This window comes from Streptomyces sp. MNU76 (assembly GCF_020982545.1).
Classification (GTDB): domain Bacteria; phylum Actinomycetota; class Actinomycetes; order Streptomycetales; family Streptomycetaceae; genus Streptomyces.
In genome coordinates this window covers 397523-421473 of record NZ_JAJKLK010000022.1, presented here as the reverse complement: position 1 = coordinate 421473, position 23951 = coordinate 397523, and the positions used below count along the sequence as shown (strand labels likewise).

The following is a 23951-nucleotide window of genomic DNA, read 5'->3' as shown; positions in this document are numbered from 1 at the left end:
CAATTCAGTGACGTGGCGACGACGTTCACGTATCTGACGACACGTCAGATTCAAGACTACTGAACTGACGCTGTGTCAGGAATGGGTGTGCGAGCAAAGTTACGCGGCAGTAAGGAGGTTGTACCCACGCGGGGCGGTGGTCAGACCTGTGACCGGGGTCGTCCGCGAACAGTAATCCGGTGATCGGGGTCGTCCGCGAACGACGACTCGGTGATCGGGGGAGCGAGCTCGCCCGGCGGTGGTGTGCGTCCGATGTGGAGGGGGCCGTCAGCGGGCGGTGCGGATTCGTACGGTGATCGCGTCGAGGGTGGCGACCCCGCCGGTCCTGGTGACCGCCTTGGCGATCTTCTCGGCGTCGAGGGCGAGTTCGCGGAGCATGCCGCTGATGGGGTTGGTGAAGCCGGTGAAGTACAGGCCCGGGGCGTTCGCGGGAGTGCGGGCGCCGTGTACGACGGGCTTCCCGCGCTCGTCGAGCACGTCGAGGTGCCCGACGAGTCCCTCCAGGGCCCGCCGGTAGCCGGTGGCGGCGATCACGGCGTCGGTCTCCACGCGGGTGCCGTCGCCGAGGACGACCTTGCCGTCCTCGAACCCCTCGACCGGGCCGACGATCTCGACCTTCCCTTTGCGTACGGCGTCGATGAGGCCGACGTCCTGCACGGGGACGGCACCCTCGTGCACGCGGGAGTAGAGGCCGGTGTCGGGCCGGGCCAGGCCGTGCGCCGACAGGTCCGGCACGCTGAGTCTCGCCATCGGCTTGGCGAGCCGGTCCACGAGGGCGACCGGCAGCCGCCGTACGAGGACACCCGTGTACTGGGCCGCCCACCCGGCGGTCGACCGGCGCACGATGTGCGGGGCCGTCCGCACCGCGAGCCGGACGCGCGCCGCCCCGCCCTCGGCCAGGTCGACGGCGATCTCGGCGCCGGTGTTGCCGATGCCGACGACGAGGACGTCCCGGCCGGCGTAGGGCTGCGGATTGCGGTACTCGGCGGCGTGCACCAGCTCACCCTGGTAGGAGTCCCGGCCGGGCCAGTCGGGGATGAGGGGCGTGTGGTTGTAGCCGGTGGCGACGACGACCGCGCCGCCGGTCAGCTCGCGGCCGCCGGTGGCGTGCAGCAGCCAGCCGGTGCCGTCCGCGCCGCGCTCGACACGGGAGACCTCGACGCCCGTGACGATCTCCAGCTGGTGCACCTCGGCGTACTTCTCCAGGTACCGCACGACGTCGTCCCGGGAGGTCCACCGGCCGAAGCGGCGCGGCATGGGCAGGCCGGGCAGCGCCGACAGGCGCCGGGTCGTGTGCAGATGCAGCCGGTCGTAGTGCCGCCGCCAGGACGCCCCGACCTTGTCCGACTTCTCCAGCACGACCGCCCGCACGCCCCGGGCCCGCAGCGCGTACGCGACGGCCAGTCCACCGGGTCCGCCGCCGATCACATAGACGGGGCGGTCGGCGAGGGCGGGGGTCGCGGACCCCGCGGGCGCGGTGGAGTCGGCGGATGCAGTGGAGTCGGCCATGTGCCTGAGCGTATTCACGCCTTCACTTGTTGGGTCTCGGTCAAGACCGGAATTGGTTGCGGATTGATCACGGGTGTAGGAGGGTGGGTGGGGTCTGTGGCGTAGTCCGGTCGGAATGTGGGGAGAGTGCCCTCCAGCGGGTCGCGGGTGTGAGGAGTGCGTCCCTCTCCGAGGGGTGCAGCAGATACGAGGAGCGGCCCCCTTGCGCGCCGGCCCCCCATCCGCTGAACTGACGTACCGTCAGATTCCCGCGTGGGTGCGGAAGGGCGATGTCCATGGAGACGATCTGGCTCAGCGGTGCCGAATGGGTGGCCGTGCTTCGTATCGGGCTCGGGCTGTGGTGGCTGGAGAGCTGGCGGCACAAGGACAAGAGGGCCTGGTTCCAGGAGGGGCCGGGATCGCCTGGGCGGCGGGGTCGCGGAGAAGCACCGGTGGGGAGCGGTGCGCGGGGGGTTCGACATGGTGGTCAGGCCTCGACAGAAAGTCATGGCGTACGTCGTCGTCTACGCCGAACTCGCCCTCGGTCTCGGGCTGATCCTCGGATTCCTCACGCCGATCGCGCTCGTCGGCGGGCTGGTGCTCAATCTCCTCTATCTCGTGCTGATGATCCACGACTGGGCCGAGCAGGGGCAGAACTCGATGATGGCGCTCATCTCGGTGGTGGCGCTGTTCGGGATGTCGTGGCAGACGTGGTCGGTGGACAGCGCGTTGGGGCTGTTCTGACGGGTCAGGGAGCCCGGTGGTGAGGGGAGCCTGGTGGTGAGGGGTGGCGAGGGCGTGCGGTTCGATCAGCCGGAGGCCGACGGCCTCAGTCGTACGTACTGGGACGCCGCCGCCGACGGGCGCTTGCTGCTGCGGCGGTGCGGAGCGGCGGGCTGTGGACGCGCCCACCACTACCCGCGCGAGTTCTGCCCCTACTGCTGGAGCGAGGACGTGCGGTGGGAGGAGGCCTCCGGGCGCGCCGTGCTCTACACCTGGTCCGTCGTCCACCGCAACGACCTGCCGCCCTTCGGGGAGCGGACTCCGTACGTCCCCGCCGTCGTCGACCTCGTCGAGGGGCCCCGGATGATGACCGAGGTCGTGGAGGCGCCCGGGGAGAAGGCAAGAGAGAAGGCCGAGGAGGAGGCCGGTGGGCTCCGGATGGGGATGGAGTTGGAGGTGGTGTTCCGGGAAGCGGGGGAGTTCGTGGTGCCCGTATTTCGCGCGCGTCGGTGAAGGGGTACGCGTTTCAATGGGCGGGTGAGCCGTACTGATGAGTGTGTGCCGGATCCCTGGCCGTGCGGGCACGGGCTGCGCCTGTGTGCCTGGGACGCCGAGTCCGACGCCGATGTCGAGGCGTGGCTGCGGGGGCGTACCGACCCCGACTTCCGGCGGTGGAACACCCCTCTGGTGTGGGACGCGAGCTTCGAGGGCGCCCGGGAGTCGCTGCGGCGGCGCGCCGAGTCCGACGCGGAGGGCACGACCGTGGCCTTCCGGATCATGGACGCGGAGAGCGGCGCGATCCTCGGGCAGGTCGGGCTGAGCGGGATCGACGCGCACATGCGCCGGGCCGTCGTCGGCTACTGGGTGCTGCCCGAGGCCCGTGGCCGCCGGGTCGCCACCCGGGCTCTCGACCTCGCCGCCCGCTGGACGTTCACCGAACTCGGCATCCACCGGCTCGAACTCGACCACGTCGTCGGCCATGCCGCGTCCTGTCGTATCGCCGAGCTGTGCGGGTTCTCGTACGAGGGGCTCATGCGCGGGGCGGCGTTCGCCGAGGGGAGCCAGGACGAGTTCCGGGACGCCCACCTGCACGCCCGACTGGCCACGGACCCGACCCCGGAGGGGATTCGATGAGTTCGGACGACGGAAGCGGAAACGGGAGCGAGAGCAAGAGCGGGAGCGGGAGCGGGAGCGGGAGCGAGAGCAAGAGCGGGAACGGGGACGGGGACGGGGACGGGGACGGGAGTGGCTTCGTGGACGAGTACGAGACTGTCGACGACCCCGACGGGTACTTCGGGGAAGCCGTCGCCGCGCACTACGACGGCCCCTCGGACGACCCCTCCGACGAGGTGTTCGGCGCGGACGCCGTCAACCCTGTCGTGGACCTGATCGCCGGCCTCGCGGGCGCGCCGGGAGGGGACGCGCGGGCCTTGGAGTTCGGGATCGGCACCGGGCGCATCGCGGTGCCGCTCGCCCGGCGGGGTGTGCCGGTGCACGGGATCGACCTGTCGCGGGCCATGGTGCGGCGGCTGCGGGCCAAGCCGGGCGGCGACGGCATCGGCGTCACCGTCGGGGACTTCGCCACGGCTCGGGTCGGCGGCCCCGGGTTCACCGTCGCGTACCTGGTCTTCAACACGATCGGCAATCTGACCACGCAGGACGCGCAGGTGGAGTGCTTCCGCAACGCCGCCGCCCATCTCGTGCGGGGCGGTCACTTCGTCATCGAGGTCGGGGTGCCCGACCTGCGCAGACTGCCGCCGGGGCAGAACGCGGTGCCGTTCCGGGTCGGTCCGCGGCGGCTGGGGTTCGACACGTACGACGTGGCGACGCAGGGGATGCGGTCGCACCACGTGACGGTCGTCGACGGGCGGACTCAGTACCGGTCGATCCCGTTCCGGTACGTCTGGCCGGCCGAGCTGGACCTCATGGCGCGGCTGGCCGGGATGCGGCTGCGGGACCGGTGGGCGGGGTGGAAGGGTGAGCCCTTCACGAACGACAGCACCAAGCACGTGTCGGTGTGGGAGAAGGCCTGAGGGCGAGCGTGCGGTCGCGCGTGCCCCTCGGCGATCTCAGGGCCACAGCAGCTCAGTGCTCCAACCACCGCTTGCCCGACGGTAGTTGAGCCGTACGTGGCGGCGCCGCGCGTCGCCCTGGAAGAACTCCACCTCGTCCGGTTCCACGACGTACGCCGTCCAGGAGGGCACGGGCACGTCAGGTTCCCGTTCGGCCCGTGCCCAGGCGGCCTCCGACGCGCGCTCCAACTCCTCGTACGAGGACAGGACCTCGCTCTGGTGCCCCACGAGGGCGGCGGCCAGCGCACCCGTCGACCGGGCGTGCAGGTCGGCGTGGGCGACCTCGGCGGGCTCGACCGTGACACGGCCCCGCACCCGTACCTGGCGGCCGAGGAGGGGCCAGTAGAAGCCGAGGGACGCGTACGGCCGGTGCGCGAGCTGCCGGCCCTTGCGGCTTCCGGCGTGGGAGGCGAAGTGCCAGCCGCGCGCGTCCACGTCGTGCAGCATCACCGTACGGACGTCCGGCCGGCCCTCCTCGTCGGCTGTGGCCAGCGACATCGTGTGCGGCTCCACCTCCCCGGCCGCCACGACCTCCCCGAACCAGGCGGCGAAGAGCGGCACCGGCTCGGCGGGGGCCGTGGCCGGGTCGAACAGGGGCAGGGCGCTGACCTGCGGATCCCAGACGCGCAGTCCGCGCAGCGCCTGGACGAACGCGGACGGCTGGGACGGGGCGGATGCGGCCTGGGCTTGAGGCTCGGGCTGCCGGGGTCGGGGCTCCGGCTGGGGCCGGGCAGAGGGCTCGATCATGGGTGGGACGGTCTCACACCGTGCCCAGGTCGGACGAGACCCACCGTTCGGGGCGCATGTGGATGACGACCTGTTCGCCGTGGTTGGCGGAGGAGAAGTCCACGTAGCCGTCGACCTTCTCGGGCGGGAGGTAGCGGGCGGAGATCTCCCGGAGGGCGTCGAGGGTGGCGGGGGTCGTGCCGGTGACGGGGCCCTCGACGGAGACGTAGCGGATGGTGGGCTCCAGCCGGTCGATCATCAGGGTGAAGCGTCCGGCGGCCTGGATCAGCCGGTTCTTGCGGGAGTCCCGGCCGGTCATGACCCAGATGTCGCCGCCGGGCTCGTACTGGTACCAGATCGGCACCGTGAGCGGGGCCCGTCCGTCCCCCGCGTCCACCGCCAACGCGGCCACATGGGCCTCGGCCAGAAACTCCTCGCGCTCCTTGCGGGACAGTGCCATGTCACTTCCTCCGGAATGCCTGGGGGCGTTCTCACACCTGCCGAGTCACTTACAGCAACCCGGCTCCGCCGCCTGTTCCCGGCCGCTCACCCCCGTCCCAGCACCACCGTCCCTGACGAACAGAACCAGCCACCCGTGCCCGAGGCGACGGCCAGGCCTGGCAGGGCGCCGGTGGGGGTGCGGATCTGGTGGGATCCCGCCTCGCCGCGTAGTTGGCGTACGGCCTCCACCAGGAGGAAGAGGCCGCGCATGCCGGGGTGTTGGGCGGAGAGGCCGCCGCCGTCGGTGTTGACGGGGAGGTCGCCGGTCAGCGTCAGGCGGTCCTTCTCCACGAACGCCCCGCCCTCTCCTTTGGCGCAGAACCCGAGGTCCTCCAGGGTCACGAGGGTCATGTACGTGAAGGCGTCGTAGATCTCGGCGAAGTCGATCTCGGCGGGGCGCACTCCGGCGCGTTCGAAGGCCAGGCGCCCGCTGACCGCCGCCGGGGAGACGGTGAAGTCGGGCCACTCGGACATCGTCGTGTGGGAGGTGTACTCGCCGGTGCCGAGGATCCAGACGGGTGTCGTCGGCCGGCAGTCCCGTACGTACTCCTCGGCCGCCAGCACGACCGCCGCGCCCCCGTCGGAGCGGATGCAGCAGTGCAGCTTGGTGAAGGGGTCGGCGATCGGGGCGGACGACAGCACGTCGTCGACCGTGATCGGGGTGCGGAACATCGCCTCGGGGTTCGCCGCCGCGTTCGCCCGGGCCTGTACGGCCACCGAGGCCAGCTGTTCCAGGGTCGTGCCGTACTCGTGCATGTGGCGGCGCGCGGCCATGGCGTACTTGGCGATCAGGGTGTGCCCGTAGGGGACCTCGTACTGGAGGGGGCCGCGCGTCCCGAAGGAGAGGGTGCCGGTCCGGCGCCCCGCCTTGATGTCCGCGCGGGCCGTGGAGCCGTAGACGAGGAGGACGACGTTCGCGTGCCCGGCGGCGATCGCGTCCGCCGCGTGCGCCGCCATCACCTCCCAGGTCGAGCCCCCGACGGACGTGGAGTCCACCCAGGTGGGCCGCAGGCCCAGGTACTCCGCCACCTCCACCGGGGCCAGCGTCCCGAGGCCGGCCGAGGCCAGGCCGTCGATCGCGGTGCGGTCCAGCCCCGCGTCGGCGAGGGCCCTGCGGGCCGCCTGCGCGTGGAGCGCGTACGGGGTCGCGTCGTCCACCCGGCCGCAGTCGGACAGCGCGACGCCGGCGATCGCGACGTTTCGTCGGCTCATGAATCTGACGGTACATCAGATCTGGGGTCAGTGAACCTGCGGAACCTGTGCGGTGACTTCGGGTGGTGACTGCGTCCGATGACTGCGTCCGATGACGCCGTGCGGTGACCCTGTGCTTCGGTGGGGATCCGGCCTAATATGACGGACCGTCAGATACGGAGAGCGTAGCTGGGGGAACGGAAAGGGGGCCGTCCATGGATGCCCGCTTCACCGCCGAGCAGGAGGAGATCCGGCGCACCGTGAGGGAGTTGCTGCTCAAGCGCTGTGGTCCGGAGGAGGTCCGGGCCGCCGTGCGGACGGAGGCGGGGCACGACGGCGCGCTGTGGGCCGCCCTCTCCGACCAGCTCGGGCTGCCAGGGCTCGCACTTCCCGAGCCGTACGGCGGTATCGGGTGCTCGATGACCGAACTCGCCCTGGTGGGTGAGGAGGTGGGGAGATCGCTGGCCCCCTCCCCCTTGCTGTCCACCTCGGTTCTCGTCGCCCCTCTGGTCCTGGCCCTCGGCAGCGAGCGGCAGCGTGCCGAGCTGCTCCCCCTGCTCGCCTCCGGCCGGCTCACCGCCGCCCTCGTGGTAGCGGGCGGCGCCCTCTCCACCGCACTGGCGCTGACCGGGGACAACAGGGGCGCGTGGTCCGGCGGCGGTCGGGCCGGCGGCGTCCAGGCGCGCCGGGACGGGGACGGGTGGCGGCTCTACGGGGAGGCCGGGCAGGTCCTCGACGGGCACAGCGCCGGACTGCTGGTCGTCGCCGCGCACGCCGGGGGGTACGCCCGCTCGCGGACGCTGCTGTTCGCGGTACGGGTGGGGAGAGGGGAGGGCGGGGACGGTGTGGGGGCGACGCCGGGGTCGTGCGCGTGCGGCAGACCTGCGTCGACGAGACGCGACCGGTGGCTAGGCTCCAACTACGCGATGTGCGGGGCGAGTTGCTGGGTGACGGCGATGAGGTTGACGTGCCGGGCGCCCTGGCTCGGATCGGGGACGCGGCGGCCGCCGTGCTCGCGGCGGAGGCCGTGGGCGCCGCCGACCGGGTGTTGGAGCGGACGGTCGCCCATGTGATGCAGCGGGAGCAGTTCGGGCGGCCGATCGGGTCGTTCCAGGCGGTGAAGCACCGGCTCGCGGAGGTGTACGTACGGGTGCGGGCGGCCCGGTCTGCGGCGTACTACGCGGCCTGGGCTGCCGCGGCCTCCTCGGAGTGGGGGTCGGGGCGGTGAAGGGGTGGCGAGCGGGTCGGTGGGCTGGCGCTCGCCCAGGCCCTGGAGGCCTTGCGGGTGGCCGCCGGGGAGGGATCCAGCTGCACGGCGGGATCGGGTTCACCTGGGAGCACGAGGCACAGCTGTACTTCAAGCGGGCGGCCGGGGACGAACTGCTCTTCGGGCCGGTGCACCGGCTGCGGGGTGGGCGGCCGACGTGGCGGGCGTTTTCGCGGGCGAGGGGCGGGGGCACGAGGAGCGGCACCGGGACGGCCGTGGCCGCAGCGGCTCCGACGGTGACGGCCGGGACCGTGAGGGCAGGGAACGTGGAGGCAGGGAACGTGACGGCCAGGGTGCCGGTGGACGGGCCCCGGCGGGCGGGAGCTCGACGGGCGGGGCGTACGCGAGGAGGTGCGGGGCTGATGGCTTCGAGAGGTGCGGCGGGGATGACCGCGGGGATCAAGGACATGGGCGTACGGCTGGTGCAGAAGGTGTCCTCGGCACCCGCGTTCGCCCGGCTCGCGCCGCACGTCATACCCGCCCTGGACCGGGCGGTGCACCGGGTCACCCGGGGGCGGGTGCTGCTCAGTGCTCAGTTGCTGCCCGGGGTCGTGCTGACCGCGACCGGTGCGCGCAGCGGGGTGCCGCGTCGTACGCCGCTGGCCTGTATGCCCGAGGACGGGGGCGGCAGTTGGGTCCTCGTGGGGTCGAACTTCGGTCGCCCCGGCCACCCCGCCTGGAGCGCCAACCTGCTGGCCCACCCCGACGCCGAGATCAACTGGAAGGGGCAGGACATACCCGTCACCGCGCATCTGCTGGCGGGTGAGGAACGGGCCGCGGTGTGGAAGGAGTTGCTGCGGTTCTGGCCGCCGTACTCGACGTATCAGGCCCGGGTGGACCGGGAGATACGGGTGTTCCGGATCGTGCGCCGCTGAGGGCGGCCGAGTGCTGAGGGCGGTCGAGCGCTGAGGGCGGTCGAGCGCTGAGGGGTCGGTCCCGTGAACGCGGCAGGCGGCACTCCTCGGGTGAGGGTGCCGTCTGCGTGACAGGAATCGCGTCCGGGGGCGTGCCCGGGGGCTCCTGGCTACTTGGTGGGCTTCTTGCCGGTGATGCCCAGGTGGACCAACAGGGCCAGGTTGGGCTTCAGTTCGGCCTGCTTCACGCCCCAGGTCTGGAAGCCCTTCTGGTGGCCGGAGACCGAGGCGAGCATGGCGACGAGGGAACCGGCGAGGGCCGCCGGGTTCACGTCCTTGTCGACGCGGCCCTTGGCCTGGAGCTCGGCGACCGTGCCCGAGAGGGAGTTGGTGACCGAGTTCAGGATCTTCATGCGGATCTTGTAGAAGCGTTTGTCGCCCTCGGCGGCGCCCAGGTCGACGACGCGGAGGATGGCGTCGTTCTTGCGCCAGAACTCCAGAAATCCGTCGACGAGTTCCTGGGCGGTCTGCCAGCCGGCCTTGCCGACCCAGGAGCGGCCTTCGAGGAGGCGGGTCAACGTGGCGCCCTCGGTGGCCATTTGCTCGGCGATCTCCAGGACGGCGCCCTCGACGTCCGGGAAGTACTGGTAGAAGGTCGCGGGTGAAGTGCCCGCCTTCCGGGCGACATCAATGACTTTGACGTCCCGGTAGGGCGACGAGCTGAGCATCTCGCTGAGGCAGTCGAGCAGCTTCTGCCGGGTCGCCTGCCCTCGTCGGCCGGCCACGCGGCCGTCGACGGTACGCACTTGTCCTGTCATGCCGTCAGCTTACCGAGGGGTGATCGGAGCGCGATTCGGCCGAGTGCAAATGGGGAGTGTGGGCCTCACCAAGGGGTTCGGGGTGGGGAGGGTGGCTTGGCCATTTTCTTCGCCCCGCCGCCCCTACCCGTCCCCCCACCTCGGCTTCGCTCGAGCGGGAGGTGCCCCCACCAAGGGGCTGCGCCCCTTCGACCCCAAGCGTCCGGCCGGTGGGGGCTGGTCGCGCAGTTCCCCGCGCCCCTGAAAAGCGGGGCTGCGCCCCTGCTTTTCCCCTGAAAGGGCCGCAGGCCCCTTTCCAGGGGCGCGGGGAACTGCGCGAGCAACCCCCACTCACCCGCGGCCGCCAGCGCATCCGTACCCCCGAGTTCTCAGGCGCCCCAGCCGGAGGCCACCGCACGCGAGCGGACGCGCCCGGCGCGCGCGCTGTCACGTGCGCCTTTAGCTTGGCCCTATGGCCGATGAGACCCCGTATCCCGAGGGCGTCCCCTGCTGGGTGGACGCCCAGTTGCCCGATGTGGAAGCGGGCAAGCGGTTCTACGGCGAACTCTTCGGGTGGACCTTCGCGGTGGCCCCCGGGGACGGCGCGCACGAGGTGTGGGCGCACGTCGAGGGCGCCCCCGTCGCCGCCCTCGCGCCCAAACCCGACGGCCGCCTCCCCACCGTGTGGACAGTCCACTTCGCGACCCAGGACGCGCTCGCGCTCACCGCCCGGATCGTCGCGGCCGGCGGTCAGGTGATCACCCCGCCCACCCCGGTCGGCGGCCTCGGTACCGCCGCGCTCGCCACGGACCCGGAGAGCGCGGTCTTCGGCCTCTGGCAGGCCGCCGCGCACCCCGGCTTCGGCCGGCGCCACGAGCCCGGCACGTTCGCGTGGGCCGAGCTCTACACCCGCGACACCAAGGCGGCCAACTCCTTCTACGCCCATCTGTTCCACGAGGCCCTCTTCGGCCCGGACGCCACCCCCGACTTCGGCCGGGCCACGCTCACGGACGTCTTCCCGGCGGAGATGCCGCCGCATTTCCTGGTCCATTTCGGCACGGAGGACTGCGAGGCCGCGCTCGGGACCGTCAGCAGGCTCGGGGGCCGGGTGCAGGTGCCGCCGTTCGACACCTCGTACGGAAATGTGGCGGTCGTCACGGACAATCAAGGGGCGTCGTTCGCGCTGCTCCAGCGGAAGGACGGCAACGGCCGGCGGGAGGCCCCGCAGGCGGCGGATCAGGCCGAACAGCGCCCGGACGAACTGCGGCAGCGGGGGGACGACCAGCGCGAGGACGAGACGCGGTCGGCGCGGGATCGCGCGGCGAACGGCCCGGAGGTCGAGGGCTGACCAGCGGGAAGACCACTGAGTTGCGCGTTGCGGAAAATGTTGCGGCCGGTTTGCGCCCCTGCGGCCGTGGGGGGAGTGAAGAAACCCGTGGGCGGGAAGACGTACGGGGTTGTGCGCCGGTGGTACGTCGCCCGCCGAGCAGTCCCACCATCCGGGCTCCCACTTCCCGAGGGGCGGACGACGTGGTTTTGTCCTGAGACACCCCGATCCGCACCCGGGTTAGCAACCTGCCCCCGGTAGCAGGAAGAATCGGGGTGCGTGCCGCCATGGCGGTGCGGTGGTGAGACGCTGCACGGGGTCGCGCGCACAACGTGGGTGACGCGGTCCGTACGGGGAGGTGGCAGGGCAAGTGGTGGATCAGCTGACGCAGCACGATCCGCGGCGGATCGGGCCGTTCGAAGTGCTGGGACGGCTGGGGGCCGGCGGCATGGGGCTGGTCTATCTGGCGCGCTCGGCGTCGGGTCGGCGCGTGGCGATCAAGACCGTGCGGACCGAGCTCGCGGAGGACCAGCTCTTCCGGGTCCGATTCACGCGTGAGGTCGAGGCGGCCCGCGCGGTGTCCGGTTTCTACACGGCCGCCGTGGTCGACGCCGACCCGCGTGCCGCCGTGCCGTGGCTGGCGACCGCGTACGTCCCCGCGCCCTCGCTCGAGGAGATAGTGAACGACTGCGGGCCCATGCCGGTCCAGGCCGTCCGCTGGTTCGCCGCGGGGGTGGCCGAAGCCCTCCAGTCCATCCACGGCGCCGGACTCGTCCACCGTGACCTGAAGCCCTCGAACGTGCTCGTCGTCGAGGACGGGCCGCGCGTGATCGACTTCGGTATCGCCTCCGGGGTGTCGAACACGCGTCTGACGATGACGAACGTCGCCGTCGGTACGCCGGCGTACATGTCGCCCGAGCAGGCGAAGGACTCGCGGAGCGTGACCGGCGCGAGCGACGTCTTCTCGCTCGGCTCGATGCTCGTCTTCGCCGCCACCGGGCACGCGCCGTTCCACGGCGCCAACCCCGTCGAGACCGTGTTCATGCTGCTGCGGGAGGGGCCGGACCTCTCCGGGCTCCCGGACGATCTGCGCCCCCTCATCGAGTCCTGTATGCAGATGGACCCGACCGCGCGCCCCAACCCCGCGGACCTCCAGGCGCAGCTCGCGCCCCACCTGTTCGGCTCCGGCTCGGACGACAGCGGCACGGCGTCGGCGTGGCTGCCCGAGAAGGCGGTCAGCCTGATCGAGACCCGCCGGGGCGGACGGCCCGCCGCCAAGCCCCAGCAGGCCTCCGGCGGCCGCAGCGGCGGCGGGCCCGCCCGCGCCCGCAGCGCCGCCCCGCCCTCGTACGACCCCGCGCCCGTCGGGCTCGGCGCCCCGACACCGGGCCGGTGCGGCTCGCGGCGGTCAGGTGCCCATCGGGCCCGGTCCGCGTGTCGCCGACGCCCGCGCCGCCGCCGTGAAGGCGCCCCCGCCCGAGGCCGGTCTCGCCGCGTCCTGGTCCCGGCCGCGCGCCGGAGTGAACGGCGCCGACCCGCGCCCGCCGTGGCCCCGCCCGCCCGGAACCGGCCGCCTCCGGCTGGCGCCCCTGGCGTTTCCGCATGTCGAACGACGTGTGGGGCACCCCGTCCGTCGCCGACGACCTCGTCTACGTCACCTCCTTCGAGGTGCACGCCCTGGACGTGGGCACCGGGCGCCGCCGCTTCAAGACCCGGGACGTCGCCTGGTCGATGGCGGTCGCGGACGGACGTATCCACGCCTCCGACGGCCCGACCCTCTTCGCGCTCGACGCCCGCGAGGGCGCCGACCTGTGGCGGCTGTCCACGGAAGCCTGGGTGTACTCGCTGAAGGCCGACCGGGGCACGGTGGTCACCGCCACCCGGGGCGGCGGCGTCCAGGGCTGGGAGGCGTCCAACGGCCAGAAGCTGTGGGAGCTCACCGGCGCGCAGACCGACTTCGAGACCCCGGAGGCCGGGCCGGTCGTCCAGGACGGCACGGTGTACGTCTGGAAGGACGCCCGGCTGCGCGCGCTGGAGGCCCGCACGGGCGAGGAGCGCTGGTCGTACCCGATCGGCGACGCGGCCTCCTGCGGCGGCGTCCCGGTGCGGCTGACCCCGGCCTCCGACGGCTACGTCTACATCGCCGCCGGCAGCCGCGTCCTCGCCGTCGACATCGCCGGCGGCCATGTCCGCTGGCACTTCGAGGCCCCGGCGGTGTTCCTGTCCGCCCCCACGTTCGCGCCGGGTCCCGCCGTCACGGGCGGCGGTGTCTACCTCGCCGACTACCTCGGCACGGTCTACGCCCTCGACGCGACCGACGGCCGTGACCGCTGGCGCATCGCGACGGAGTCCCGCTCCTCGCTGGAGCCCGTGCTGGTGGCCGCCGGGCACGTCCACGTCGGCAGCGGCAAGGGCCTCTACACCCTGGACGCGGTCACGGGAACGCCCAAGTGGCGCTTCCAGGCGGGGGGCGAGATCGTCGGCGCCCCGTCGGTGGCGGAGGGCCGCATCCACTTCGGCTCCACCGACCACCTCCTCTACACCCTGAAGGCCGACGACGGCCGGCTGCGGTGGAAGCTCGCCACGGGCGGGGAGATCACCGGATCGCCGGTCGTCAAGGACGGCGTCGTCTACGCCTGCAGCAAGGACCGGTGCGTGTACGCCCTGGACGCGGAGAAGGGGACGGGGACGGCGCGCACGAGCTGAGTGCCGTAGGCAGAGGGAGCCGGGGTCGCGCCCCGACTCCCTCGCTCACGCCCCTCGCGGCCGCCACTCCCTCAAGTGCGCCCAGGCGTAAGCCCGTACGGGGATCCGCCGCGCTTCCAGGCGTTCGCGGGGAGGGGCCGGGCTCCCGTGCGCTGCCCGCAACCGCTTGCTCCCGGCCTGTGGCCGAATCGCTGCTAGGGTGTCGTGCACCTGCCAGCAATGTGCTGGCTTTTCGCCATTTCAGCGCTCATTTCGCAACGTTTCAACGGGGGTTGAACACGTGAAGTCCCGCCACGTCCGTGCCGTCGCCGTCTTCGGAATCACCGTCCTCGCCCTCACCGGAGCCCGCGGCTCCGGCGGTGGAAGCTGCTCGGGCGGCTCGTCCTCCTCGTCCAGCTCCAGCGGTGGCTCCAGCAGCAGCGGCGGATCCGACAGCGGCTCCACGTCCACCTCGGGTGGCAGCACCACCGTGGGGACGGGCGGCTCGTCCAGCTCCCAGCGCGGCGCCGCGAGGGACCTGAAGATCGAGACCTGCACCTACGACAACGGCCTCGTCGCCCGCGTCCGCGCCACCAACAGCAGCTCCAGCACCGAGTACTCCTACGAGTTCGACCTCGAGTTCACGGACGCGAGCGGCGCCGTGCTGTACACCGCCGAGGACAACCGCATCTCCTCGGTGCCGGCGGGCGAGTCCGCCACCGTCGACGTGAAGGCGCCGGCCGGCACGGTCGACGACGGCGGCGCGAGCGGCGGCAGCTGCAAGCTCACCGACCTGGAGCGCTCCTCCTTCTGAGCCCTCGCCGGGGCTCACCGCACCTGGAACCCGTCCGGTCGGCGTCCGGCGAACAGCTCGGTCTGCCGGTCGGCCGGGAGATTGCCCAGCGAGATCAGGTGCGGGGCGTACGCCAGAGCGTGCGCCCGCGTCGCCTCCCGTGCCGCCCAGCAGGCGCGGACCGTGCCCTCGACGGCCGCCGGCGGATACCCGGCGACGATCTCCGCGCACCGCAGGGCCGCCGCGACCGCGCCGCCGGGCTCCGTCACCTCCGACACCAGCCCCACCTCGTGCGCGCGCCGGGCCGACATCCGCTCGGCGGTGCCCAGCAGGGCCATGCGCGCGGCCTCCCCGTACGGCATGCGCTGGGCCGTCAGGATCGACTCGAAGGCGCTGACCATGCCGTAGGTGGTGTGGGGGTCGAAGAAGGTGGCGGAGGGGTCGGCGACGAGGAACTCCGACTCGCCCAGCAGGTAGAAGGCACCGCCGCAGGCCATGCCGTTGACGGCGGCGATCAGGGGTTTCCAGCAGTCGTTGGACTTCGGGCCGATCCTGAGGAGGGGATCCTCGACCGCGTAGGGGGAGTCCGGCTGCGGGACGGCGCTCGCCGCGTCCCGGTCGAGGCCCGTGCAGAAGGCGCGCTCGCCCGCGCCGGTCACGACGACCGCCCGTACCGTGTCGTCGAACCTCAACTCCCGCCAGAAGAGGGCCAGTTGTTCCGCCATCGGCAGGTCGATCGCGTTCAGGCGGTCCGGGCGGTCCAGGGTCAGGAGGGCCACGCCCGTGGCCTTGTCCGTCGTCGTGCGCAGGGTCACGGCCGCTCCAGTACCCATTGGGGGAGGCCGGTGGAGGTGAACACCACCTGCACCCTGGCCCCGATCCGGATCCGTTCGGTCGGCACGGAGTCCAGGCGGGCGCCCGGCCCGCTCACCAGGTTGCCGACGAGACGGATGCGCGGGGCGTCGGCCAGTTCGACCAGGACGACGTGGTACGGGGCCTGCTCCGCGTAGTCGGGGAGCAGCGGCGGGTGCGGGCGGACGTACGACCAGATGCGGCCCCGGCCCGAGACCCGGCGCCACTCGGTCGCGAAGGAGCGGCAGTGCGGGCAGCAGGGGCGGGGCGGGAAGCGGAACTCGCCGCAGTCGGCGCAGGCCTGGACGCGTAGTTCGCCCCGCGCGGCGTACTCCCAGAAAGGGGCGCCGTCGTCGTCCACCACTGGTGTGAGCATCACAACTCCCGTCGGCCGATGGCTTGTTCAGTTACGGAGCAGAAGCGCCGAGGTCGGTACCCCCTCGCCCGCCGTCACCAGACAGGCCGCCGCGTCCGGGACCTGGGCGGTGCTCGTGCCGCGCAGCTGCCGTACGCCCTCGGTGATCAGGTTGAAGCCGTGCACATAGGCCTCGCTGAGACCGCCCCCGGAGGTGTTGACAGGGAGCCGGCCGCCCGTCTCCAGGGCGCCGCCCTCGGTGAACGCGCCGCCCTCGCCGCGCGCGCAGAAGCCGTACCCCTCCAGCGACAGGGGGATCAGGGCGGTGAACGCGTCGTAGATCTGGGCGACGTCGATGTCGTCCGGGGTGAGGTCCGCGTGCTTCCAGAGGTGCCGGGCGGCGGTCCAGGCGGGGCCGGTCAGCGGGTCGTCGTTCCAGTAGTTGACCATGCCGTGGTGCTGGGCGGGCAGGCCCTGGGCGGCGGAGTGGACGTAGACGGGGGTACGACGGCAGTCGCGGGCGCGCTCGGCGGAGACCACCACGCAGGCCAGCGCGCCGTCCGTCTCCAGGCAGTTGTCGAAGAGGCACAGGGGTTCGCTGATCCAGCGGGAGTTCATGTACATCTCGCGCGTCAGCGGGCGCTCGTACATGATCGCGGCAGGGTTCTGGTTGGCGCGGTTGCGGCAGGCGAGGGCGACGTTGAAGAGGTGGTCGCGCGTGGTGCCGTACTCGTGCATGTGGCGGCGGGCCAGCATGGCTATCTCGTCGGCGGGGCGCAGCAGGCCGTAGGGACGGGTCCACTGGGCCGGGGTGGGCAGTTGGACCGTGGTGTTCTTCCACGGGCGGGGGCCGGAGCCGCGTTTGCGGGAGCGCCAGGCGACGCCGACCGTGGCCTGGCCGGTGGCGATCGCGGCGGCGAGGTGCGCGACCGTGGCGCACGAACCGCCGCCGCCGTAGCCGACCTTGCTGAAGAAGGTGAGGTCGCCGAGGCCCAGCGCCTTCGCCACCTCGACCTCGTCCGTCTCCTCCATGGTGTACGAGGCGAGCGCGTCGACCTCGTCCGGGGCGATCCCCGCGTCGTCGAGCGCGGCGAGGATCGCCCGGCACGCCAACGCCCTCTCTGTTTCCGGGAGTTGTTTGGCGAAGGGGGTCTGGCCGATGCCGACGATCGCCGTCGCGTCCTTGAGCACGGCCATGGGCGCACACCTCCGCACAGGCTCTGGCGCTGGGGATTCGGGCTGCTGACAGTCCGTCAGGGTACAGCTAATCTGACGGGTAGTCAGCTACCGGTTCGCGGTACGGAGGCCTGCGGTGAGCGGTGACATGGAGGCACGGCGCGGTGAGGCGTGGCGCGGTGATCTGGAATGGGGGACCGTTCCGGGGCTGGTCCGCGCGGCGGCCCGGCGGTTCGCCGGGGTCGAGGCCGTCGTCGACGGGCGTACGCGGGTGTCGTACGCGGAGCTGGGCGCCCGGGTGGAGCGCGCGGCGGCCGCGTGCGTCGCGAACGGCGTGCGCGCCGGCGACCGGGTCGCCCTCTGGGCGCCGAACTCCCTGGACTGGATCGTCTCCGCGCTCGGCGCGGTCTCGGCGGGCGCGGTCCTCGTCCCACTGAACACCCGCTTCAAGGGCGGCGAGGCAGCGGACGTGCTGGCGCGCAGCCGGGCGAAACTGCTGTTCGTCACCGGCACGTTCCTCGGCACCTCGTACGTGGCCTCGCTCCGGCGCGCGGCGGGCGCGGGCGGGGGCGGCTGCGGGCGTCGGGCGCCGGGAGCGTGTGCGAGCGGCCGGGGCCCCTGCCCGGACTCCCGCACCTGGAACAGGTGGTGGTGCTCTCGGACGACGCCCCCGCCGACTTCCGCACCTGGAAGGACTTCCTCGCGAGCGGCGACGGGGTGGGCGCGGCGGAGGTACGGGCGCGGTCGGACGGCCTGACGGGGGAGTCCCCCTCCGACATCATCTTCACGTCCGGGACGACCGGCCGCCCCAAGGGCGCGGTGATCACCCACGCGCAGACCCTGCGGGCGTACGAGGTGTGGAGTGAGCTGGCCGGGCTCCGGCAGGGCGACCGCTATCTCATCGTGAACCCGTTCTTCCACACCTTCGGCTACAAGGCCGGGGTGATCGCCTGCCTCATGCGGGGCGCCACGATGATCCCCCAGCCGGTCTTCAACGTGGAGACGGCGATGGCCAACGTGGCGGCCGAGCGCGTCTCGGTCCTGCCCGGTCCGCCGACCCTCCACCAGTCCCTGCTGGACCACCCCGCCCGCGACGACTACGACCTGAGCGCCCTGCGTCTGGTGGTGACGGGCGCGGCGGTGGTGCCCCTCCGGCTCGTCGAACGGCTGCGGACCGAACTGCGCGTGGACACCGTGCTGACGGCGTACGGCCTGTCCGAGGCGTCCGGCATCGTCACGATGTGCCGGCACGGCGACGAGCCGTCGGTGATCGCGTCGACGTCCGGGCGGGCGGTCCCGGGGGCGGAGGTGCGCGTCGTCGATCCGCTGGGCTCCCCGCTGCCGCCCGGTTCCCCCGGAGAGGTCCTCGTGCGCGGCTTCAACGTCATGCGCGGCTACTTCGAGGATCCCGCCGAGACCGCACGCGCGGTCACCGCCGACGGCTGGCTGCGCACCGGTGACATCGGCGTCCTGGACGAGGACGGCAACCTCCGGATCACCGACCGGGTCAAGGACATGTTCATCGTCGGCGGCTTCAACGCGTATCCCGCCGAGATCGAGCAACTCCTCGGCCTCCACCCGGACGTCGCGGACGTGGCGGTCGTCGGCGTCCCCGACGCCCGCCTCGGCGAGGTCGGCAAGGCGTTCGTCGTCCGCCGCCCGGGCTCCCTGGTGACCGCCGACGACCTCATCGCCTGGTCCCGCCGGGAGATGGCCAACTACAAGGTGCCGAGAACGGTGGACTTCGTGGGGGAGCTGCCGCGGAACGCGAGCGGGAAGGTGGTGAAGGGGAGTTGCGGGGAAGGCGGGCTGACGGCGCTCCCAGAGCAGCCCTGACCTGCCCGGACACAACCTTCTGCAACACGCTTCAGAGCCGGCCCCGGACACACCTCGGCCGCGGTGGCTCCCCTCCGCGCCACCGCGGCCGATCCCCGTGGATACGGAAGTCCGGTGTACCTACTTGCCGCCGTCGAGGTCGAGGGCGGGCGGGCGGGCATCGCGTTGTCCAGCGTGCGGATGTCCCCGGCCTTGGCGGGACCGCCGGGCATCGCGTTGTCGAGCGTCGTGATGCCCTCGTTCTCCGCCGGCGGCGTGGGCATGGCGTTGTCCTGGGGCGTGGTGCCGGTCTTGCCCTTGGCCGGCGGCGTGGGCATCGCGTTGTCCTGGGGCGTGGCCTCCGGGGCCGTCTTCTTGTCGCTCATGTCGTGGTTCCTCCGCTGTGATGGCGAGTCAGCAAGGCCCGTCCGGTAGCTCCCCCGAGGGCTGCCGGACGGGCCGTTCGGAGCCGCACCTTAGCGGTTGAGCCCCAGGTCAGACCGCCTGCCCCCCGACGCGACGGTGTGACGGGTACGACAGTGCCGGACCGCGATAAACGAATGCTGAACGCCCACGTCGGCCCGCGCCGCTCACGCCGCCCGGGGGGTCGCGAGGAGCGTGCGGACCTCGTCCGCCTCGATCGCGCCGCCGGTCTGTTCGTACAGCTCCAGTGCGTCGTGCCAGCAGGCCTTGGCACGGTCGGCCTGACCCAGGGTGAAGAGCGCGCGGCCCAGGAGGGTCAGCACGTTGCCGCGCATGCGGTCACCGCCGATGACTCCCAGGGCGAGGGCCTGTTCGGCGTACCGGGCCGCCTGTGCGGGGCGCAGCGCGGCCAGATGGGCCTCGGCGATGCGGAAGTTGGTCACGCCCTCCCAGAGCCGCTGCCGGTGGTCGATGAAGATGCCGAGGGCGTCGGAGAACTGGTTGAGCGCCTCGGCGTGCCGCCCCGCCCGGGTCAGCGCGATCCCCAGGGTGAAGTGGCCGTTGGCCAGGCGCATCGTCCGGCCGATCTCCAGCTGGGCCGCGAGACCCTGCTCGGCGATCTCGACCGCCTTGGTGATGTTGCCCATGCCCAGGTGGGCGCGGGAGAGGTTGCACAGGCTGAGCGCGACACCGGGGCGGTTGCCCGCCGTGCGGTAGCCCTCGATGGCCTGCTCCAGAAACGTCTTCCCGTCCGCGTACCGGCCCTGGTGCAGGGAGATGATCCCCCGGTCGTTCGACACCCAGCTGATCGCCCGGTCGTCCCGGGCCGAGGCAGCCAGTCCCATGGCGAGCCCGGCCTGCTCCTCGGCCTGCTGGATGCGCCCCGACACCAGCAGCACGTTGGTCAGCATCATTCGCGCCCGCCCCTCCGCCCGCGCGTCCCCCGCCGTCCGCGCGGCGTCGCACATCGCGCGCGCCGTCGTCTCGTACTGGTGGGAGTTGGCGCCCGACTCGGTGAGGTCCTTGGCGGCCCACAGCAGGTCGACCGCGCGGCGCAGCCGGTCCGTGCCGGCGGACTGGCGTACGCAGGCCAGGAGGCAGGACGCCTCGGTGTACAGCCAGTCCAGCGCGGCGGACCCCTCGGTGAAGCGCAGGCCCGGGTAGACGGTGGGCTCCAGGTGGTCCACGAGGCGGTCGCCGGGGCGTTCGATCGCGTAGACCTGGGAGGCCGTGGCGAGATAGAAGTCCAGCAGCCGCGACATCGCCGACTCCCTCCCCCACTGCCCGAAAGGCGTGGGAGGTGCCCCCACTCCCGGCGGCTGTTCGTCCCGTTCCGCGCATGCACGCGCGTAGAGCCGCACGAGATCGTGGAAGCGGTAGCGGCCGGGCGCTGCGGATTCCAGGAGGGAGGTGTCGACGAGGACCTCCAGGAGGTCCTCGGTCTCCTCCGGCGGCAGGTCCAGTACGGCGGCCGCGGCCGCCAGCGAGATGTCCGGGCCGTCGGCGAGGCCGAGGAGCCGGAACGCGCGGGCCTGGGCGGGCTCCAGCTGGCCGTAGCCCAGCTCGAAGGTGGCCTTCACCGCGAGGTCCCCGGCCTGGAGTTCGTCCAGGCGGCGGCGCTCGTCGGCGAGTTTCGCGGCGAGCACGGAGACGGTCCAGGTCCTGCGCGCCGCCAGCCGGGACGCGGCGATGCGGATGGCGAGCGGGAGGAAGCCGCAGGCCGCGACGACGTCGAGGGCGGCCGTGCGCTCCGCCGCGACGCGCTCCTCGCCGACGATCTTCGTGAAGAGCCGCAGCGCCTCGTCGGGGGACATCACGTCCAGGTCGACGAGATGGGCGCCGGCCAGGTCCACCATGCGCACCCGCGCGGTCACGAGGGCCGCGCAGCCGGCCGTCCCCGGCAGCAGGGGCCGTACCTGCGCGGCGTCGCGCGCGTTGTCGAGCAGGACCAGCACCCGGCGGCCGTCGAGGACCGACCGGTACAGCGCGGCCCGCTCCGCCAGGGAGTCGGGGATCGCCGAGTCGGCCGTGCCGAGGGCGCGCAGGAAGGAGCCGAGGACCGTCTCCGGCTCGGCGGGGCGGGCGCCTGCGCCCTGGAGGTCGACGTACAACTGGCCGTCCGGAAAGGCCGATCTGGCCTGGTGGGCCACGTGCACCGCGAGGGTCGTCTTGCCGACGCCGCCGATGCCGGCCAGCGCGGACACGGCCATCACCTGGCCCTGGGCGCCGGAGGCCGCCGCCAGGACCGCGCTCAGGTCGTCGACGAGACCGGCCCGGCCGGTGAAGTCCGGGACCGTGGCCGGGAGTTGGGCGGGCGGACCGGGGTCGCGGCGGGCTCGGGGACCGGTGTCGCGGAGGGGGCCGCGAGGCCGGGGTCCGCTCGCAGGATGCGCTGCTGCAACTCCCGCAGGCCGGGGCGCGGGTCCACGCCGAGTTCGTCCGCGAGCAGACGGCGGGTGTCCGCGTACACGGCGAGGGCCTCCGCCTGGCGTCCGCTGCGGTACAGCGCCAGCATCAGCAGTTCGCGCAGTCGCTCCCGCAACGGGTGCGCGGCGGTGAGGGCGGTCAGCTCGGAGACCGCCTCCGCGTGGCAGCCCTGCTCCAGGTCCATGTCCAGTCGGGACTCGACCAGTTGGAGCCGCCATTCGTCGAGCCGGGCCCGCTGGGTCTCCGCGTACGGGCCCGGAACGTTCGCCAGGACCTCGCCGTCCCACAGCCCGAGCGCCTCGTTCAGCAGACGGCGGGCGTGGCACAGGTCCCCGGAGTTCTTGGCCTTCTCCGCGTCGGTCGCCAGTTCCTGGGCGACGGCGAGGTCCAGGGCGCCGGTGGGCAGCGCGCGGACCGCGTAGCCACCGGACTCGCTGACCAGGACGCCGGGGGAGAGCACCTTGCGCAGCCGGGAGGCGTACGTCCGTACGGCGGCCAGCGCCTGGGACGGCGGCTCGTCGCCCCACAGTGCGTCGATCAGCTCGCTCGCGGTGGCGGTACGGCCCTCGCGGAGCAACAGGGCGGCGAGCAGGGCGCGTTGCTGGGGCGAACCGGTGGCGAGGGGTTCGGCGCCGCGCCAGGCCCGCACGGGCCCGAGCACGCTGAAGCGCAGCTCGGCCGGGTCCTCGGTGGCCGGCTTCGCGGTCTCGGCGCCCTCAGCGGTCCTTTGCTCCGGCACTCGCGGCCCGCCGACCTCCGGCACTCTCGGTCCACCGACCTCCGGCACTCTCGGTCCACCGCCCATCGACAGCCCCCTCAGGCCTACCTGACAACCAGGCCAGTTTGCCTTGTTCATGGCGGATCCGTCAGCCGTGCGAGAGGTCGATCACAGGCAGCCGCGCGGGATGTCACCAGGTCTGCACAGTCTCTCCTCCTCTCGGACCCGAGCGTCCCGATTCCCGCACCCGGTCCCGCCGGAACCGCGTGACCGACGGTATTACTGACGGACCGTCAGATCGGCGCTACCGTGACGGACATGGACACCTTGGAGACGAGCGCCATGGATGCCGACAGCCCCACTCCCGCCCCCTTCCCGAAGATCATCTCCGTCGACGACCACACGGTGGAGCCCCCGAACGTCTGGCAGGACCGGCTCCCCAAGAAGTACCTGGACACGGGCCCCCGGGTGGTCCGCGCGCCGCTGAAGGAGATGACGTTCCTCGGCGGCCGGTTCAAGCCCGTGATGGGCGCCCCCGGCGACGACGGCCCCATCGGCGACTGGTGGGTCTACGAGGACCTGCACCGCCCGCTGACCCGCCTGGACACGGCGGTGGGCTACAGCCGGGACGAGATCAAACTGGAGGTCATCACCTACGAGCAGATGCGCCCCGGCTCGTACGACGTCTCACAGCGCCTCGCCGACATGGACGTCAACCACGTCCAGTCGGCCCTCTGCTTCCCGACCTTCCCGCGCTTCTGCGGCCAGACCTTCACCGAGGCCGCGGACCGCGAACTCGGGCTGCTCGGCGTCCGCGCGTACAACGACTGGATGGTGGAGGAGTGGTGCGGCCCGGAGGCGCGGGGCCGGCTCATCCCGCTCACCCTCATCCCGCTCTGGGACGCGGAACTGGCGGCGGCGGAGGTCCGCAGGAACGCGGCGCGCGGGGTCCGGGCGGTGGCCTTCTCCGAGATACCCCCGCACCTGGGCCTCCCCTCCGTCCACACCGACGACTGGGACCCCTTCCTCGCGGCCTGCGACGAGACCGGCACGGTCGTGGCGATGCACATAGGCTCGTCCAGCCGGATGCCGTCCACCTCGGCGGACGCGCCACCGGCCGTCGGCTCGACGATCACCTTCGCCAACTGCTGCTTCTCGATGGTCGACTGGCTGATGAGCGGCAAGTTCGAGCGCTTCCCCAACCTCAAGGTCATGTACGCCGAGGGGCAGATCGGCTGGATCCCGTACATCCTGGAGCGCGCGGACGTCGTCTGGGAGGAGAACCGGGGCTGGGGCGGCGTCGCGGACAAGGTCCACCGCCCACCGTCGGAACTGTTCGCCGACCACGTCTACGGCTGCTTCTTCGACGACGCGTTCGGGCTGCGCAACCTGGACGCGATCGGCGTCGGCAACGTCCTCTACGAGACCGACTACCCCCACTCCGACTCCACCTGGCCCGAGTCCCGCCAGGTGGGCGAGGCGCAGATGGGCCACCTGGCCCCGGACGTGGTGGACCGGATCGTGCGCCGGAACGCGATCGAGCTGCTGGGGCTGACGGATGACGGGTTGTGGGCGGGGCCCTGAGTGGTAAGCCGCTGTCCGAAGTCAGAGATGGGCGAGATGAACCGGCCGCGGGGATCCAATCGCGCTCGGTCTGCGGAGCGGGAGTGGCCAGGGCTGCGAGCAGGTAGCCGGCCGCGTCGGCCGCCACGGCCCTCGGGCTGCTCCTCGGGTTCGCGCCCCAGCTCGTCCTGTTCAACG

At 72.5% G+C, this 23951-nt stretch carries 16 protein-coding genes and 5 pseudogenes; 12 read left to right on the top strand and 9 right to left on the bottom strand.

The genetic code is table 11. The annotated features are described in order from the left end of the window. Positions 1-267: 267 nt before the first annotated feature. Positions 268-1509, bottom strand: a complete 1242-nt coding sequence (locus tag E4N62_RS37050; protein ID WP_230221599.1) for an NAD(P)/FAD-dependent oxidoreductase — start codon at positions 1507-1509, stop codon at positions 268-270. A 275-nt stretch (positions 1510-1784) separates the two neighbouring features. Here E4N62_RS37050 and E4N62_RS37045 point away from each other — a divergent pair. The 4 genes and pseudogenes from E4N62_RS37045 to E4N62_RS37030 all read left to right on the top strand — a co-directional run bounded on the left by E4N62_RS37045 (position 1785) and on the right by E4N62_RS37030 (position 4244). Next, a pseudogene (locus E4N62_RS37045) lies at positions 1785-2232 on the top strand (DoxX family protein). A gap of 54 nt (positions 2233-2286) precedes the next feature. Next, entirely contained in the window at positions 2287-2724 is a 438-nt protein-coding gene (locus E4N62_RS37040; RefSeq protein WP_230221597.1) for a Zn-ribbon domain-containing OB-fold protein, read from the top strand. Positions 2725-2748: 24 nt separating this feature from the next. Beyond that, positions 2749-3345, top strand: a complete 597-nt coding sequence (locus tag E4N62_RS37035; RefSeq protein WP_230221595.1) for a GNAT family N-acetyltransferase — start codon at positions 2749-2751, stop codon at positions 3343-3345. A 119-nt stretch (positions 3346-3464) separates the two neighbouring features. Then, positions 3465-4244: a class I SAM-dependent methyltransferase gene (locus tag E4N62_RS37030; protein WP_230221593.1), complete on the top strand. Its 780-nt coding sequence runs from the start codon at positions 3465-3467 to the stop codon at positions 4242-4244. Between the two features lie 36 nt (positions 4245-4280). Here E4N62_RS37030 and E4N62_RS37025 read toward each other — a convergent pair whose 3' ends face one another. From E4N62_RS37025 to E4N62_RS37015, 3 genes are all read right to left on the bottom strand, one after another. Next, on the bottom strand, positions 4281-5030 hold the full coding sequence (locus tag E4N62_RS37025) for a pyridoxal 5'-phosphate synthase (RefSeq protein ID WP_230221591.1): 750 nt from the start codon (positions 5028-5030) through the stop codon (positions 4281-4283). Between the two features lie 13 nt (positions 5031-5043). Continuing rightward, complete coding sequence (locus tag E4N62_RS37020; RefSeq protein WP_230221589.1) at positions 5044-5469, bottom strand: pyridoxamine 5'-phosphate oxidase family protein; 426 nt, start codon at positions 5467-5469, stop codon at positions 5044-5046. 86 nt (positions 5470-5555) lie between these two features. Further along, positions 5556-6722 carry an acetyl-CoA acetyltransferase gene (locus E4N62_RS37015; protein WP_230221587.1) on the bottom strand — a complete coding sequence of 389 codons (1167 nt, stop codon included), beginning with the start codon at positions 6720-6722 and terminating at the stop codon, positions 5556-5558. 194 nt (positions 6723-6916) lie between these two features. Here E4N62_RS37015 and E4N62_RS37010 point away from each other — a divergent pair. Together E4N62_RS37010 and E4N62_RS37005 are read left to right on the top strand one after the other, a co-directional pair. Then, positions 6917-8152 (top strand): annotated as a pseudogene (locus tag E4N62_RS37010) (acyl-CoA dehydrogenase family protein); the annotation flags it as partial. Between the two features lie 202 nt (positions 8153-8354). Continuing rightward, complete coding sequence (locus E4N62_RS37005; protein WP_230221729.1) at positions 8355-8843, top strand: nitroreductase/quinone reductase family protein; 489 nt, start codon at positions 8355-8357, stop codon at positions 8841-8843. A 149-nt stretch (positions 8844-8992) separates the two neighbouring features. Here the strand turns inward: E4N62_RS37005 and E4N62_RS37000 are convergent, their stop codons facing one another. Then, positions 8993-9640, bottom strand: coding sequence for a TetR family transcriptional regulator (locus E4N62_RS37000; protein ID WP_230221585.1), 648 nt, complete (start codon positions 9638-9640; stop codon positions 8993-8995). Positions 9641-10091: 451 nt separating this feature from the next. Between E4N62_RS37000 and E4N62_RS36995 the strand changes: the two genes are divergently transcribed. The 3 genes and pseudogenes from E4N62_RS36995 (at position 10092) to E4N62_RS36985 (ending at position 14445) form a co-directional block, all read left to right on the top strand. Next, entirely contained in the window at positions 10092-10967 is an 876-nt protein-coding gene (locus E4N62_RS36995) for a VOC family protein (RefSeq protein ID WP_230221583.1), read from the top strand. Between the two features lie 349 nt (positions 10968-11316). Continuing rightward, a pseudogene (locus E4N62_RS36990) lies at positions 11317-13652 on the top strand (PQQ-binding-like beta-propeller repeat protein). A gap of 280 nt (positions 13653-13932) precedes the next feature. After that, the gene (locus E4N62_RS36985; protein ID WP_230221581.1) at positions 13933-14445 is read left to right on the top strand and encodes a hypothetical protein; all 513 of its coding nucleotides are present in this window, start codon (positions 13933-13935) and stop codon (positions 14443-14445) included. A 14-nt stretch (positions 14446-14459) separates the two neighbouring features. On the opposite strand, the gene E4N62_RS36980 is transcribed toward E4N62_RS36985, so the two are convergent. Genes E4N62_RS36980 through E4N62_RS36970 form a run of 3 tightly spaced genes read right to left on the bottom strand, consistent with a single transcriptional unit; the run spans position 14460 to position 16828 of the window. Continuing rightward, positions 14460-15239, bottom strand: a complete 780-nt coding sequence (locus tag E4N62_RS36980) for an enoyl-CoA hydratase/isomerase family protein (RefSeq protein WP_230221579.1) — start codon at positions 15237-15239, stop codon at positions 14460-14462. Next, on the bottom strand, positions 15236-15652 hold the full coding sequence (locus E4N62_RS36975; RefSeq protein ID WP_230221577.1) for a Zn-ribbon domain-containing OB-fold protein: 417 nt from the start codon (positions 15650-15652) through the stop codon (positions 15236-15238). Before E4N62_RS36975 ends, E4N62_RS36980 begins: the two co-directional genes overlap by 4 nt. Before the next feature lie 27 nt (positions 15653-15679). Continuing rightward, positions 15680-16828, bottom strand: a complete 1149-nt coding sequence (locus E4N62_RS36970; RefSeq protein WP_230221575.1) for a lipid-transfer protein — start codon at positions 16826-16828, stop codon at positions 15680-15682. A 127-nt stretch (positions 16829-16955) separates the two neighbouring features. Here E4N62_RS36970 and E4N62_RS36965 point away from each other — a divergent pair. Beyond that, positions 16956-18643 (top strand): annotated as a pseudogene (locus tag E4N62_RS36965) (fatty acid--CoA ligase family protein). A 114-nt stretch (positions 18644-18757) separates the two neighbouring features. Further along, on the top strand, positions 18758-19057 hold the full coding sequence (locus E4N62_RS36960; RefSeq protein ID WP_230221572.1) for a hypothetical protein: 300 nt from the start codon (positions 18758-18760) through the stop codon (positions 19055-19057). A gap of 155 nt (positions 19058-19212) precedes the next feature. Here the strand turns inward: E4N62_RS36960 and E4N62_RS36955 are convergent. Then, positions 19213-22277 (bottom strand): annotated as a pseudogene (locus tag E4N62_RS36955) (BTAD domain-containing putative transcriptional regulator). Positions 22278-22508: 231 nt separating this feature from the next. Between E4N62_RS36955 and E4N62_RS36950 the strand changes: the two are divergent. After that, entirely contained in the window at positions 22509-23774 is a 1266-nt protein-coding gene (locus E4N62_RS36950; RefSeq protein ID WP_230221570.1) for an amidohydrolase family protein, read from the top strand. Positions 23775-23951 lie beyond the last annotated feature (177 nt).

Coding starts and splice junctions, on each gene's coding strand:
- E4N62_RS37050 (WP_230221599.1), bottom strand. CDS start 1,509: ATGGCCGACTCCACTGCATCCGCCGACTCCACCGCGCCCGCGGGGTCC.
- E4N62_RS37025 (WP_230221591.1), bottom strand. CDS start 5,030: ATGATCGAGCCCTCTGCCCGGCCCCAGCCGGAGCCCCGACCCCGGCAG.
- E4N62_RS37020 (WP_230221589.1), bottom strand. CDS start 5,469: ATGGCACTGTCCCGCAAGGAGCGCGAGGAGTTTCTGGCCGAGGCCCAT.
- E4N62_RS37015 (WP_230221587.1), bottom strand. CDS start 6,722: ATGAGCCGACGAAACGTCGCGATCGCCGGCGTCGCGCTGTCCGACTGC.
- E4N62_RS37005 (WP_230221729.1), top strand. CDS start 8,355: ATGACCGCGGGGATCAAGGACATGGGCGTACGGCTGGTGCAGAAGGTG.
- E4N62_RS37000 (WP_230221585.1), bottom strand. CDS start 9,640: ATGACAGGACAAGTGCGTACCGTCGACGGCCGCGTGGCCGGCCGACGA.
- E4N62_RS36995 (WP_230221583.1), top strand. CDS start 10,092: ATGGCCGATGAGACCCCGTATCCCGAGGGCGTCCCCTGCTGGGTGGAC.
- E4N62_RS36975 (WP_230221577.1), bottom strand. CDS start 15,652: ATGCTCACACCAGTGGTGGACGACGACGGCGCCCCTTTCTGGGAGTAC.
- E4N62_RS36970 (WP_230221575.1), bottom strand. CDS start 16,828: ATGGCCGTGCTCAAGGACGCGACGGCGATCGTCGGCATCGGCCAGACC.
- E4N62_RS36950 (WP_230221570.1), top strand. CDS start 22,509: ATGGACACCTTGGAGACGAGCGCCATGGATGCCGACAGCCCCACTCCC.